Below are 13,978 nucleotides of genomic sequence, written 5' to 3'. Positions count from 1 at the left end.
GGATCTCGGTGTTCGCCTTCCCGCCACGTGAGTTCCGCCTTCAAGCACGCGAGATCCGGCTCCAAGCACGCGAGTCACGTGCTCAAGCACGCGAGTCCCGGGTTGGGCCCTCATCGGGGTGCGGTCTCCCGGGGTGACCGGAAGGTCCGCGCCGCGATCCACCCGCCCGCCAGGGCGGCCACGGCCGCGATCGCGAGCGACACGGGGATCGACCAGCCCGATGGCCGTCCCAGCGCCAAAGCCCGGGTCGCGTCGATCGCGTAGGTCAGCGGGTTGAGCGCCGAAACCACGCGCAGCCAGGTCGGCATCGTCTCGAGCGGCATGTACGCGCTGGAGGAGAACATCAGCGGGAACATGACCACGAACGACGCCATCTGCAGGGTTTCGGCCTTGCGCAGCCAGGTCGTGATGGCGACGAAGATCCAGCTCAGGCACCAGCCGACGACGAGCGTGAGCAGAAGTGCCGCGGTGACACCGAAAACGCCGCCGGTCGGCCGGAAACCGAGCAGCACCACGCTGGCGAGCGTCGTCACCAGCAGTTGCACGCCGAGCCGCGCGGAATCGGAGATGGTGCGGGCCACCAGGACGGCCGAAAGGCTGATGGGCATGCACCGGAGACGTCCGGTGAATCCACTGTAGATCTCCGCGAGCAGCCCCGCGCCCGAGCTCATCGCGGTGGTCATCGCGATGTTCACCAGCGTCGCCGGGACGAGGAAATTCACGTAACCCTCGTAGGCCGCGACACCGGGCAGCGTGCTGACCCCGGTGAAGACCTGGCTGAACAGCAAGAGCAGCACGATCGGTTGCAGCAGCCCGAAGAACACCAGACGCCTGTCCCCGAACGCCGTCTTCAGCGACCGGACGGCGAGCACCCGGACCTGGGTTGCGAAGGTACTCGGCGGCCAGGCCCCCGGATCGGTCAGCACCGGGGTTTCCGGCGCGCGGTGCCGTGCCTCGGTCATGACGGGACCGCCGGATTCCGGTGCAGGGAAAGGTAGACGTCGTCGAGCGTCGGCTCGGCGACGGTGAGGTCCTTCATCGGCGCTCCCGCCGAGTCGAGCGCGCGCACCAGCACCGTGATGTCGGCGGGCCCGGACAGCGCGACGCCGACCACCAGCCCGGACGCCGACGGCGTGCAGGTCATGCCGAGTCTGTGCAGCGCGGCCAGCGCCCGGCGGGCGGCGAGGTCGGTGCCGAAGGTCAGCGTCGCGGTCCGTTCCCCGAGTCTTGCCTTGAGCTCCGAAGGCCGCCCGGAAACCGTGACGTGCCCGAGTCCCAGCACGATGACGTGATCCGCCAGCCTGTCCGCCTCCTCGAGATACTGCGTGGTGAGCACGATGGTGGTACCGCGCGCGGCGAGCCGTTCGACGCCGTCCCAGAGCCCGGCGCGGCTGAGTGGGTCGAGGCCGGTCGTCGGTTCGTCGAGGAAGAGGACGTCGGGGGAGCCGACCAGCCCGGCGGCGAGGTCGAGTCGTCGCCGCATCCCGCCGGAGTAGGTCCGTGCGGCCCGGTCCGCCGCGTCGTCCAGGCCGAACATGGCGAGCAGTTCGGCCGCGCGGGCCTTGGCCTGCCGCCCGTTCGCGCCCAGCAGCCGGGCGACGAGTTCGAGGTTGCCACGGCCGGAGAGCGCGTCGTCCACCGCCGCGAACTGGCCGGTGACCCCGATCCGCCGCCGGACGTGATGCCCGGCGCGGACGACGTCGAAACCGCACACCTTGGCGCTGCCGCCGCTCGGTTTGACGCGGGTGCTCAGGATGTCGATCAGCGTCGTCTTGCCCGCGCCGTTGTGCCCCAGCACCGCGAGCACGGTGCCGCGGCCGACACGAAGGCTGACGCCGGCGAGAGCCGTCACTTCACCGTAGTGCTTGGCGAGGCCGTTCACTTCGATGGCAGCCTGCTCCATTCGCCGAACGTAGCGGGGGTTTCGGTGCGGCCGCAATGAACGGGAAAGCACTCCGGATGTGCGTGACAATTCCGCGTCCGGTGGAGCTGACGGAGATGACAAAAGCGAATTCGCCAGGTGTGGCGATGCCAGTTAATCGGTAACCCGATCCCACCTGGATGACAAACGGATTCGGTGTCCTTGCCGGTGCGGAGGGGCACAGGTAATTTACCGCTTCCGTGTCCCCGCCGTTTCGGCCGTGTCACGCAATTTCTCCGATTCCCCGGGAGTGACCGTTGTGAAGTTCCCACTGAAGTCGAAAAGATCCGTGCAGGCCTTGGCCGCCGGCACGGTGGCCGCCGTCGCGGCCACCCTGGGCGTCGTCGGCGCCGGCTTGAGCGAAGCGGCGCCCGCGTCGCTGACCCTGAAGTACACCTGTCCGTTCCCGCTGATCGGCGACCAGACCCTGGTGGTAAAGGTCGACACCGTCCTGCCGGACGACGCCGTGGCCGGGAAGACGTCCACCCCGATCACGTTCGACGTCGACGTCACCGTCCCGGCGGACGCGACCTCGGGCCTCACGCTCGTCGGCGCCACCACCGTCGAGGGCAGCGCGAAGGCAGCCGCGGTGCTGAAGTACCCGGTCGACAAGACGCTGAACCTCGGCCTGCCGCTGGCCATCCCGGTCACGCCGGTGCCGGAGTCGGGCGAGTTCCACGTCAAGACCAGCGGCAAGGCGCCCGCGGTCACGTTCCCGAGCCCGGGCACCGCCTCGGTGACGGTCGGGAACTTCAGCACCACCATGACGCCGAAGAACGCGCAGGGCCAGCCGACCGACCTCGGCACGTTCACCTCGGACTGCGTCGTCCAGCCGGGACAGAACCAGCAGCTGGGGACGTTCGAGATCAAGCCCGCCGGCGGTGGCACGACGACGCCGACCACCCCGACGACGCCGACCACCCAGCCGACTCCGACCACCGAGCCCACGCCCACGACGGAGCCGACGCCGACGACGGAGCCCACTCCGACGACTCAGCCGACGCCGACCACTGAGCCGACTCCCACGACTCAGCCGACGCCGACGACGGAGCCCACTCCGACCACGGAACCGACGCCGACGACCGAGCCGACTCCCACGACTCAGCCGACGCCGACAACCGAGCCGACGCCGACGTCGTCGACGCAGCCGACTCCCACCACGGAGCCGACCCCGACCACCGAGCCCACTCCGACCACTCAGCCGACCCCGACGACGGAGCCGACTCCCACGACCGAGCCGACGCCGACGTCGTCGACCCAGCCGACCCCCACCACGGAGCCGACTCCGACGACCCAGCCGACGACCCCGACCACCGCGCCGACCACCACGACGACGCAGCCGCCGGGCGACACCCAGATCACCTATGGGGTCAAGGGCAAGACCACCATCGCCGGGCTGAACGCGAAGCTCCCGCTCGGTCCCGGTGAGTTCACCGCGAAGCTGAACGCGCAGTCGGGCAAGTTCACGGGGCAGCTTTCGCTGCCGCCGTCGAACGTGCAGTTCCGCTTCCTCGGGTTCTTCCCGGCCTCGGCGACGGTGAAGATCAACCAGGTCGGCGACGTGACGGGCACCGTCAACGCCGGCGCGGTGAAGGCCGACGCGAAGGCCGACGTCAAGCTGCTCACCGTGCGGCTTTTCGGCTTCCCGATCCTGGCGAGCTCGACCTGCAAGACGGCCCAGCCCGCCGACATCCCGCTGGTTTCCGCGCACGGCTTCAATCCGTTGAAGGGCGGCAAGCTGACCGCTGAGTACAAACTGCCGCAGTTCCGCGGTTGCGGCCTGCTCACGCCGGTGATCAGCGCGATGGCTTCGGGTGACGGGAACAGCCTGGAGATCAACCTCGCCAAGAAGTAGGTCACTCCTCGTGAGTGGTAATGACGGTTAGAACCGTCATTACCACTCACGAGCCCCACTCCAAAACAGTTACGCCCATTACAACCTTTCCCGTTTCCGAAACCCCCGGCCGCGCATTACTTGTGTGTCACAACATCCGCCAGTAGCGTCTGCACGAGTTGGCCGTTCGGCCGGAGAAGTCGAAGTGAGGAAGCCCGAATGTCAGTGATGACCGGGCGCGTTCCGCGCGCCTTCCTGCTCCCGGCGGTGCTGGGACTGGGGGCGCTTTCCTTGGCTTCCGCCTCCGCCGAGCCCGCACCCACCCCCGCGCAGCAGGTCGAAGCCGGGCAGGTGACCGCCGCGGCGGGTCTGCCGTTCGGGTTCTACGTCGGCGACGAGCAGCAGGCCACGACGAGCCACGTCGCCAAACTCGGTTCCGACATCACGTTCCCGCAGGGCCGGTTCGACGGCTCGCTCCTCGGTCTCTCGGGCAAGGTGCCGATCACCGGCAAGCTCGTCATCCCGCCGACGTCGAGCTACTTCGTGTCCTTCCGGTTCATGCCCGCCACCGGCACGGTCGAGCTGATCCCGGACGGCGACGCCACCGGCACGGTCGAGGTGAAGACCGGCGCCACGACCAACTGCAAGGCCGTCGGCACCAATCTGTGCGGTGATTCCGACGTCACCAACAAGGTGTTCATCAAGCTTTCGAACGTCAAGGTGGACGGCAAGGCTCTCGACGTCGGACCGAACTGCCGGACCGCGCAGTCGGTCGTGGTGAACATCAAAGCGTTGATGCCGCTCGGATTCCCCGCGCCTTCGGTCAGGGCGACCAGCACCTTCTCGACACCGGGCTTCACCGGATGCGGCGTGCGCGAGGACCTGAGCCCGTTGCTCACCGGCCTGGTTTCGGGCCCCGGCAACACCTTGGTCACGAACCTCAAGCTGCGGTGCGTCGGCTCGGGCCCGCCCCCCAACGGATGCGGAGCCTGACGATGACCAATCCCGTCGCCCTGCTCGCCCGCGCGCCGGAAAAGGCCGCCGCCGGCCTGCGCGAATTCGGCCGTATGTGCGCCATGGGCCTCGACGTCGTCCTCGCGATGTTCCGCCGCCCGGTGCAGATCCGCGAGTTCATCCAGCAGTTCTGGTTCATCGCCAGCGTTTCGATCACGCCCGCGATCCTCGTGTCGATCCCGTTCGGCGCGGTCATCTCGCTCCAGCTCGGTTCGCTCACGAGCCAGATCGGCGCGCAGCAGTTCAACGGCGCGGCGAGCGTCCTCGCCGTCGTGCAGCAGGCCAGCCCGATCGTGACGACGCTGATCATCGCGGGCGCGGGAGGTTCGGCGATCTGCGCGGACCTCGGCGCGCGCTCCATCCGCGAGGAGATCGACGCGATGGAGGTGCTCGGCGTCTCGCCGATCCACCGGCTGATCGTTCCCCGCGTGCAAGCCGCCATCGGGGTTTCGGTGCTGCTCAACGGGTTGGTCAGCGTGGTCGGCGTGCTCGGCGGTTACTTCTTCAACGTCATCGTGCAGGGCGGGACACCGGGCGCGTATCTCGCGAGCTTCAACGCGCTCGCCCAGCTGCCCGACCTCGTCGTCAGCTCGATCAAGGCGTTCATCTTCGGGTTCCTCGCCGGCGTCGTCGCGGCGTACCGGGGCTTGAATCCCCGAGGCGGTCCCAAAGGCGTCGGCGACGTCGTCAACCAGTCGGTGGTGATCACGTTCCTGCTCCTGTTCTTCGTCAACACGATCCTGACCGCGCTGTACCTGCAGCTCGTCCCCGCGAAGGGAACCTGATCCGGTGACCAGCGTCCCCGAACGGGCCCGCGAGGCGTTCAAACGCCCGGGCAACAGTCTTTTCGAGCTGGGCGACCAGCTGCTGTTCTACGTCCGCGCGCTCGCGGCGATCCCGATGGCCGTCACCCGCTACTTCCGCGAAGTGGTGCGCCTGCTAGCCGAAGTCACCTTCGGAAGCGGGGCGCTCGCGGTGATCGGCGGCACCGTCGGCGTGATGGTCGGCCTCTGCGTGTTCACCGGGATCACGGTGGGGTTGCAGGGTTTCAGCGCGCTGAACCAGATCAACATCTCCGCGATGACCGGTTTCCTCACCGCGTACTTCAACACCCGGGAGATCGCGCCGCTCTCGGCGGGGCTCGCGTTGTCCGCGACGGTCGGCGCCGGATTCACCGCGCAACTGGGCGCCATGCGGATCTCCGAGGAGATCGACGCGCTCGAAGTGATGGCCGTGCGCAGCATGCCGTACCTCGTCACCACCCGGATCGTGGCCGGGTTCATCGCGATCATCCCGCTCTACGTGATCGGCCTGCTGATCTCGTACCTCGGCTCACGGGTGACCACGGTCGTCTTCTTCGGACAGTCCGGCGGGACCTACGACCACTACTTCTCGCTGTTCTTGCCCCCGGAAGACGTTCTGTGGTCGTTCGGCAAGGTGCTCGTGTTCAGCGTCGGCGTCATCCTCACCCACTGCTTCTACGGCTACCGCGCGGCGGGCGGCCCGGCGGGGGTCGGGGTCGCGGTCGGCCGCGCCGTGCGGACGTCGATCGTGCTGATCAGCGTGCTCGACCTGTTCCTCAGCCTCGCCATCTGGGGTGCCACCACGACGGTGAAGGTCTCCGGATGAGCGCGCGGGCACGGACGCAGGCCGCCGGGGTGATCTTCCTCGTCATCCTGGTGCTGCTCGGCTGGGTCGCGGTCGCCATCTTCAACAAGGATTTCGACCGCGCGGAGCTGGTCACGCTCAAGACCGACCGGGTCGGCAACCAGCTGGCCCCGCCCGCCGAGGTCAAGGTGCGCGGCGTCCCGTTCGGCGAGGTCCGGGCGGTCCGGGGCAGCGCGGACGGTGCCGAGATCGACCTCGCCATCGACCCGGCGAAGATCGATCAGCTGCCGCGCAACGTCTCGGCACGTCTCCTGCCCAAGACCGTGTTCGGTGAGCGCTACGTCAATCTCGTGCTCCCGGAACGGCCCGCCGGTGGCCCGCTTCAGGACGGTGACGTCATCGGCCAGGACCGCTCGGCCAACGCGATCGAGCTGGAACGCGTCCTCGGCGATCTGCTGCCCCTGCTGCGGGCGGTGCAGCCCCAGAAGCTCAACAGCTCGCTCGGCGCGATCTCGCTCGCGCTCGACAATCGCGGGAAATCCCTGGGGGACAGCATCGTCCAGCTCGACGACCTCCTCGGCCAGGTGAACCCGCTGATGCCGCAGTTCAAGGCCGACATCAGCGGCCTCGCCGACGTGGCCGATCTCTACACCGGTGCCGCGCCGGACATCCTCAAGGCGCTCTCGGATCTTTCCACGACGGCGAAGACCATTGTGGACACACGCGCGGACCTCGACAAGCTGTACACCAGCGTCACCGCGGCGAGCGGTGATCTGAACAAGTTCCTGGTGGAGAACAAGAACAACATCATCGGTGTCAGTGTGAAGAGCAGGCCGACCCTGGAACTGCTTTCCCGCTACTCGCCCGAGTTCCCGTGTCTGTTCGACGCGGTGAACCGGCTCAAACCGGTGATGGAGAAGGCGTTGGGCAAGGGCACCGGTGAGCCGGGCCTGCACGTGACGCTGTCCGTCCACGATCCGCGCGACAAGTACGTGCCGGGACGGGACGACCCGCGGTTCGACCAAAAAGGCGGCCCGCGGTGCTACGGCGGGGGGCAGGCTTCGGCGGCGGTGGCGTTCGCCGCCGATGGGGACCTCGGCCCGGCCAATTCGAAGGGGGAGCGAGGGCTGGTCGCCGAGATCCTGGCGCCGTCGCTCGGGATGAAACCGGCCGAGGTCCCGGACTGGAGCAGCGTGCTCGTGGGCCCGGCCCTGCGCGGAACGGAGGTGACCGTCCGATGAGGAGTGTCGTGGGCCCGGCGATCAAGGGCCTGATCTTCTTCGTGATCACCGCGGTGGCGACCGGGATCCTCGCGATCACCATCGCCAACTCCGGGGTCGGCACGACGGTCGGCTACACCGCCAGATTCACCGACGCGACGTCGGTCAACCCCGGCGACGAGGTCCGGATGTCCGGGGTGCGGATCGGTCAGGTGGACTCCATCGGGGTGGTCGAGCGGCGCCTGGCGGACGTGCGGTTCTCGATCGAGAACAAGCGCCGTCTCACCGCGGGGGCCACGGTCACCATCAGGTACCGCAACCTCGTCGGCCAGCGGTACCTCTCGATCGACCCGGGCCCGGACGGCCCGGCGGCGCTCGGCGACGGCGCGCTGATCCCGCCGGAGCGCACGACCCCGGCACTGGATCTCACCGCGTTGTTCAACGGGTTCAAGCCGCTTTTCCAGGCGCTGTCGCCGAACGACGTCAACCAGCTGTCGTTCGAGATCGTCCAGGTGCTGCAGGGGGAGGGGAGCACCATCGACAGCCTCCTGGAGCACACCGCGTCCCTCACGAGCACTTTGGCCGGCAAGGACAAGGTGATCGGCGAGGTGGTCGGGAACCTCAACACGGTGCTCGACACGCTGAACTCCCAGGGCGATCAGTTCGACAAGCTCGTCGACGTCACCGCGCAGCTGGTCTCCGGCCTCGCGGGCGACGCGAAGCCCATCGGGCAGGCGATCGGCGGGCTCGGCGAGCTCACCACGTCCACCGCGGGCCTGCTCCAGGACGGCCGGGCGCCGTTGAAGGCGAGCATCGACACCCTCGGCGACCTGTCGAAGAACCTCGCCGACAACACGCCGGTGTTCGAGCAGTTCCTCGGGAACCTGCCGAAGAAGCTGGACCGCATGGGCGCGATGGTCTCGTACGGCTCGTGGTTCAACTTCTATCTGTGCTCGGTCAAATCGGACGCGCCGCCCGCTCCGGGCGGCCCGCCGGTCGGCATCCCGCTGACCCAGGGACGGTGCCGGTGAAAGCGCCCAGGATCAAACCCTTCCGCACCCGCAACCCGATCATCGTCGGCGCCGTCACGGCGCTGCTGATGGCCGCGGCCGGCTCGGCGGTGTTCTTCTCCGACGACCTCCCGCTGATCGGTGGCGGTACCACCTACGCGGCAGAGTTCACCGAAGCCGCCGGGCTCAAGCGCAACGACGAAGTCCGGGTCGCCGGGGTGAAGGTCGGAGAGGTCTCCGACGTCCTGCTGGACGGTGCCCGCGTCAAGGTCCTGTTCCGGGTCAAGGACACCTGGATCGGCAACCGCACCACCGCCTCGATCAAGATCAAGACCCTGCTGGGGCAGAAGAACCTGGTCATCGACCCGGTCGGCAACGCCGAACTGGACCCGGACCAGCCGATTCCGGTGGAGCGCACGAGCTCGCCCTACGACGTCACCGCGGTGTTCAACGACCTCGCGAACACGGTGGGCGCGATCGACACCGACCAGCTGGCGAAGGCGTTCGGGACGATGTCGGAAACGCTCGGCGCTTCCACGCCCCAGGACGTCCGGACCGCCTTCGACGGCATCACCGCGCTCTCCAAGACGCTCGCCTCGCGCGACGAGGAGCTGGTGAAGCTGTTCCAGAACACGAACAAGGTGTCCCGGACACTCGGCGACCGGTCGCAGCAGATCGAGGCGCTGATCCGCGACGGCAACACCCTGCTCACGGAGCTGAACGCGCGCAAGGACGCCATCGCGAAACTGTTCAGCGGCGTGAAGAACCTGTCGGTGCAGCTCAAGGGACTCGTCGCGGACAACCAGAAGACACTCGGCCCCGCGCTCGACCAGCTCGACCGCGTCGCCACCGTCTTGCAGCGCAACCAGGACAAGCTCACCGAGAGCCTGCGGCTGGCGGGGCCCTTCTACCGGCTGCTCGGCAACGCGGTCGGCAACGGCCGCTGGATCGACACCTACATCTGCGGGCTCGTCCCGACCGGCGGCACGCCGGGCAGCTGCATGCCGTCGAGGAACGGGGGACGCTGATGGGGCGCCACTTCACGCTGTCCGATCTCGGGGCGAACGCGCGGCGGCGGGCCTGGATACGGCGGCTCGCGCTCGCCGTCGTCGCGGGACTGCTCGTGACCGCGGCCTGGCCGCTGGTGACGCGGCAGGCCGACCGGATGCTGACCGGGTACTTCACCGCGACCGTCGGGGTGTACCCGAACACCGAGGTCCGGGTGCTCGGCGTCCCGATCGGTTCGGTCACCAAGGTCGAACCGCGCGGCACGAAGGTCGAAGTGACCATGTCGGTGCGGCCGGACGTCAAGCTGCCGGCCGACGTCGGTGCCGTCGTGATCACGCCGAGCCTGGTCGCCGACCGGTACGTGCAGCTCACCCCGGTGTACGTCGGCGGGCCGGAGCTGGGCGGCGACGCCCGGATCCCGCCCGAGCGCACCGTCACCCCGGTCGAGGTCGACGAACTCCTCGGCAGCCTCAACCAGCTGATGACCGCGCTGGGACCGAAGGGCGCCAACCGGGACGGCGCGGTCAGCGACGTGCTGACCAAGGCCGCGACCTACCTCGACGGCAACGGCGGCAAACTCGGCGAGGCGATCAAGAACCTCGGCGAGTTCGCCAGGACGGCGAGCGACTCCAAGGACGACCTGTTCAACTCCGTCGACAACATCAGCAAGTTCACCGCGATGCTCGCCTCGAACGACGGCAAGGTGAAGGAGGCGATCCAGCAGATCTCCTCGATCAGCAAGATCCTGGCCGATCAGCGGGACCAGTTCTCCGGCGCGATGACCGAACTCACCGAGGCGCTCAGCGTCGTCCAGGGCTTCATCAAGGACAACCGGGGCAAGGTCAAGTCCGATGTGGACAAACTCGCCGAGATCACCAAGGTGCTCACTCAACAGAAGGCGTCGCTGGGCGAGGCGCTCGACGCCGCGCCGAACGCGCTGGCGAACGTCCTCGGCGCGTACAACCAGGGCGCCGGAACGCTGGACGGCCGAGGGAACATCACCGAATTCTCGGGGGCGAAATGAAGTCCCGGCTCAAATGCGCGGCCGTCCTGGTCGTCACGCTGGCCGCGACCGGTTGCAGCAGCGGCGTCGACGTCTACGACATCCCCTTGCCCGGCGGTGCCGCGCTGGGTGAGCGGCCGATCCATGTGACGGCGAGTTTCAGCAACGTGCTGGATCTCGTGCCGCAGTCCGGGGTGAAGGTCAACGACGTCCCGGTCGGCCAGGTGCGGACGGTCGACCTGGCGCCGGACGGCCGCAGCGCGGTGGTCGGGCTGCTGATCAACGGGGACGTGAACCTGCCTGCCAACGCCGTCGCGCGGCTGCGGCAAGCGAGCATCCTCGGCGAAAAGTTCGTCGAGCTCGCGCCGCCGGACGACGGCACCCCCAGCGGGCGGTTGGCCGACGGCGCGGTGATCCCCTTGGCCAGTTCGTCGCTGACCCCGGAGATCGAGGAGGTCTTCGGCGCGCTTTCCTTGCTGCTCAATGGTGGAGGCGTCGCGCAGGTGCAGAACATCACCCGCGAACTCAACGACGCGCTCGGCGGCAAGGAAAGCGCGGCCCGCAGCCTGCTGTCCAATTTGGACACCTTCGTGCGCGGGCTGGACGAGCACAAGGCGGAGATCACCCGCGCCATCGAGAGCGTCAACAAGCTCGCGGCGACGCTGAACGCGAACACCGAGGAGATCAAAGCGACGCTGAACGGGCTCACCCCCGGGATCGAGGTGCTGAACCAGCAGCGGCAGGCGCTGGTCGGGATGCTGAAGTCCCTGGACGGGCTCACCTCGGTCGCCGTCGACACGGTGAACCGCAGCAAGGACGACCTCGTCGCCGATCTCAAGGCGCTCGAACCGTTGCTGCGGCGGCTGGCCGACTCGGGGGACAAGCTGCCGAAGGCGATGGAGATGATCTTCACCTTCCCGTTCCCCGACGCCGCGCTCGACGCCATCCGCGGTGACTACCTGAACACGTTCCTGACCTTCAAGAACAGTGGTGGCCGCTGATGCTGACCAAGTTCGTCCGCGCCCAGCTGGTGGTCTTCGTGGTCATCGCCGTCCTCGGTGTCGCGTACGTCGGCGCGACGTACGCGGGGCTGGACAAGCTGGTGCTCGACCGCGGGTACACCGTCAAAGTGCGCCTGGCCACCGGTGGCGGCATCTTCGGCAACGCCGAGGTCACCTACCGCGGCGTGCCGATCGGCCGCGTCGGCGAACTCCGGCTGACCGCGTCCGGGATGGAAGTGGACCTCGCCATCGATCCGGGCGGACCGGAGGTGCCCGCGGACACCGAAGCCGTCGTGGCCAACCGATCCGCCGTCGGTGAGCAGTATGTCGACCTTCGGCCGCGTCGTGCCGATGGTGCCATGCTGCGGGACGGTTCGGTGATCAGCGAGGCGGACACGAAGATCCCGCTCCCGGTGGACGTCGTCCTGTCCAGTGTGGACTCTTTCGCCAACTCGGTGCCGAAACCCGCCCTGCGGACCGTTGTCGACGAGCTGTACAACGCGACCAACGACGCGGGCCCGGCGCTGGACCAGCTCGTCGGTCGGGGGATCGAGTTCGTGCGGGAGGCGAGCGCGCACGTCGGGCCGCTGACCAGATTCGTGACCGACGCGCACACCGTGCTCGACACGCAGGTTTCCCAGGCGGACGCGATCCGCTCGTTCGGCGCCAACGCGAAACTGCTGGCCGCGACGCTGAAGAACTCCGACGGGGATCTGCGGCGGCTCATCCCGGCCGTGCCGGCGGCCGCGAACGAGGTCAGCACGCTCCTGCGGGAGACCGGGCCCAGCCTCGGCATCCTGCTGGCGAACCTGCTGACCACCGCGGACGTCATGGAATCGCGGCAGGACGGCATCGAGCAACTGCTGGTCACCGCGCCGAAAGCGGTCGCCGCCGGACACGCGATCATGGGGCCGGACGGCGCGCACGTCGGCCTCTCCCTGACGTTCTTCGACCCGCCGCCGTGTGTCACCGGCTACGGCACCGGTTACCGCGACGGACTCGACACGTCGGCGCGCCCGTTGAACACCTCGGCGCGCTGTGCGCTACCGAAGGGCAATCCCACCAACGTGCGCGGCTCGCAGAACGTGCCGGGAAGGTGAAGACGATGACTCGACTCGCGGTCCTGCTCGCGGTGGTGGCCACCGCGTTCGCCGCCTGGTTCGGCTACTCCTGGTGGGACGCGAGCCGGGACGACGGCGTCGCGCGGGCCACGGTCCGCGAGGAGGCGCTGCAGGCGGGCAGGCAGTCCGTGGCGGCACTGACCACTTTGGACTACCGGCAGGCCGAGCAGGGCTATCAGACCTGGCTGAACCTGTCCGGCGGCGCGCTGCACGACGAACTGGCGCGGGACCGGGAAGGCGGGCTGGGCCGGATCGGCCAGGCGAAGACCGTCACCACCGGCCGGGTCGTCGACGCCGCGGTGACCGAAGTGGACAGTGGCGGCGGGACCGCCGAGGTGATCGCCTCGGTCGAACTCGAGGTCCGGCCCGACGGCGGGGAAGCCGTGACGAAACACAACCGGTTCCGCGCCGGCCTGAACCGGACGCCGGACGGGTGGCGGGTCACGTCGCTCGGCCAGGTGCCGGTGACCGACACCGGAAAGCCCTGAGGGGAGGACGGGATGACCACGAAACGGAAGCCGGTGCGGCGCACCGTGAAGGTCGCCGGGAAAATGGGCGGCAGCACCCGGGTCCTCGAAGCGCCCGAAGAGGTCGCGTCGGATCTATCGGATCTATCGGATCTATCGGATGTGTCGGATCCCGAGGTCTCCGACGTTCCTGTCGCCGCTCCTGTGCGGCGGCGGGGTGCCCTGGTGTTCGGCGTGGTCGCGGTGGTGATGGCGGGCCTCGCGGGGTGGTTCGCCGTCGAGGCGCGGGACGCGACGTCGGTCCTGGCCCACAACACCGCGCTGACCGACGTCGCCACCACCGCCGAGGTGAGCGATCAGATCGGCAAGGCGCTCGGCACGGTCTTCTCGTACCGCTACGACGATCCAGCCAAGAGCGAGCAAGCCGCGAAAGAGGTCCTGACCGGACCCGCGCTCGGGCAGTACGACCAGCTGTTCGCGCAGGTCCGAGGGCTGGCGGCGGAGCAAAAACTGGTCGTGACGTCGACTCCGGTGGTCTCGGGCGTCAAGGTCCTCGACGGGGACAGGGCGTCGCTGCTGGTGTTCCTGGACCAGACCGGCGTGCGCGGGGACGGGCAGCGCAGTACCGGCGCGGCTCAGCTGAGCGTGAGCGCCGAACGCTCCGACGGCCGCTGGCGCGTCACCGCCCTGGCCGCCGCCTGACCCCCTCCGCATTTCGTCCTCTAAATGCGGAGCTGGCGCGAGCGCCGAAGTACATGAAGGCCCCCTTCC

General features: G+C 68.6%; 14 protein-coding genes. 12 read left to right on the top strand and 2 right to left on the bottom strand.

Annotated features, from left to right (window positions below):
• Positions 1-110: 110 nt before the first annotated feature.
• Together ACFWMR_RS38890 and ACFWMR_RS38885 are read right to left on the bottom strand one after the other, a co-directional pair.
• Positions 111-962: an ABC transporter permease gene (locus ACFWMR_RS38890; RefSeq protein WP_378280223.1), complete on the bottom strand. Its 852-nt coding sequence runs from the start codon at positions 960-962 to the stop codon at positions 111-113.
• Positions 959-1,903 (bottom strand): ATP-binding cassette domain-containing protein, encoded by a 945-nt coding sequence (locus ACFWMR_RS38885; protein ID WP_378382022.1) that lies wholly within the window; start codon positions 1,901-1,903, stop codon positions 959-961. The genes ACFWMR_RS38890 and ACFWMR_RS38885 overlap by 4 nt, the downstream gene beginning before the upstream one ends.
• A gap of 277 nt (positions 1,904-2,180) precedes the next feature.
• Here ACFWMR_RS38885 and ACFWMR_RS38880 point away from each other — a divergent pair, with 277 nt between their 5' ends.
• From ACFWMR_RS38880 to ACFWMR_RS38825, 12 genes are all read left to right on the top strand, one after another.
• Positions 2,181-3,776, top strand: a complete 1,596-nt coding sequence (locus ACFWMR_RS38880) for a DUF6801 domain-containing protein (RefSeq protein WP_378382021.1) — start codon at positions 2,181-2,183, stop codon at positions 3,774-3,776.
• 198 nt (positions 3,777-3,974) lie between these two features.
• Positions 3,975-4,748: a hypothetical protein gene (locus ACFWMR_RS38875; protein WP_378382020.1), complete on the top strand. Its 774-nt coding sequence runs from the start codon at positions 3,975-3,977 to the stop codon at positions 4,746-4,748.
• A 2-nt stretch (positions 4,749-4,750) separates the two neighbouring features.
• Positions 4,751-5,554, top strand: a complete 804-nt coding sequence (locus ACFWMR_RS38870) for an MlaE family ABC transporter permease (RefSeq protein ID WP_093939069.1) — start codon at positions 4,751-4,753, stop codon at positions 5,552-5,554.
• Positions 5,555-5,558: 4 nt separating this feature from the next.
• Positions 5,559-6,398 carry an MlaE family ABC transporter permease gene (locus ACFWMR_RS38865; RefSeq protein WP_005167235.1) on the top strand — a complete coding sequence of 280 codons (840 nt, stop codon included), beginning with the start codon at positions 5,559-5,561 and terminating at the stop codon, positions 6,396-6,398.
• Positions 6,395-7,618: an MCE family protein gene (locus tag ACFWMR_RS38860; RefSeq protein WP_378277756.1), complete on the top strand. Its 1,224-nt coding sequence runs from the start codon at positions 6,395-6,397 to the stop codon at positions 7,616-7,618. The genes ACFWMR_RS38865 and ACFWMR_RS38860 overlap by 4 nt, the downstream gene beginning before the upstream one ends.
• Positions 7,615-8,628: an MCE family protein gene (locus ACFWMR_RS38855; RefSeq protein ID WP_378382019.1), complete on the top strand. Its 1,014-nt coding sequence runs from the start codon at positions 7,615-7,617 to the stop codon at positions 8,626-8,628. Before ACFWMR_RS38860 ends, ACFWMR_RS38855 begins: the two co-directional genes overlap by 4 nt.
• Complete coding sequence (locus tag ACFWMR_RS38850; protein ID WP_378382018.1) at positions 8,625-9,635, top strand: MCE family protein; 1,011 nt, start codon at positions 8,625-8,627, stop codon at positions 9,633-9,635. The genes ACFWMR_RS38855 and ACFWMR_RS38850 overlap by 4 nt, the downstream gene beginning before the upstream one ends.
• Positions 9,635-10,639, top strand: coding sequence for an MCE family protein (locus tag ACFWMR_RS38845; protein ID WP_378382017.1), 1,005 nt, complete (start codon positions 9,635-9,637; stop codon positions 10,637-10,639). The genes ACFWMR_RS38850 and ACFWMR_RS38845 overlap by 1 nt, the downstream gene beginning before the upstream one ends.
• On the top strand, positions 10,636-11,619 hold the full coding sequence (locus ACFWMR_RS38840; RefSeq protein WP_378382016.1) for an MCE family protein: 984 nt from the start codon (positions 10,636-10,638) through the stop codon (positions 11,617-11,619). Before ACFWMR_RS38845 ends, ACFWMR_RS38840 begins: the two co-directional genes overlap by 4 nt.
• Positions 11,619-12,719, top strand: coding sequence for an MCE family protein (locus ACFWMR_RS38835; RefSeq protein WP_378382015.1), 1,101 nt, complete (start codon positions 11,619-11,621; stop codon positions 12,717-12,719). The genes ACFWMR_RS38840 and ACFWMR_RS38835 overlap by 1 nt, the downstream gene beginning before the upstream one ends.
• Before the next feature lie 5 nt (positions 12,720-12,724).
• Positions 12,725-13,228 carry a hypothetical protein gene (locus ACFWMR_RS38830; protein WP_378382014.1) on the top strand — a complete coding sequence of 168 codons (504 nt, stop codon included), beginning with the start codon at positions 12,725-12,727 and terminating at the stop codon, positions 13,226-13,228.
• A 12-nt stretch (positions 13,229-13,240) separates the two neighbouring features.
• Positions 13,241-13,909 (top strand): hypothetical protein, encoded by a 669-nt coding sequence (locus tag ACFWMR_RS38825; RefSeq protein WP_378382013.1) that lies wholly within the window; start codon positions 13,241-13,243, stop codon positions 13,907-13,909.
• Positions 13,910-13,978 lie beyond the last annotated feature (69 nt).

It is taken from the genome of Amycolatopsis thailandensis, from assembly GCF_042723255.1.
GTDB classification, from domain to species: Bacteria; Actinomycetota; Actinomycetes; order Mycobacteriales; family Pseudonocardiaceae; genus Amycolatopsis; species Amycolatopsis thailandensis.
Note: the sequence above shows the minus strand (reverse complement) of the source record. Positions and strands in the feature narration are given on the sequence as shown.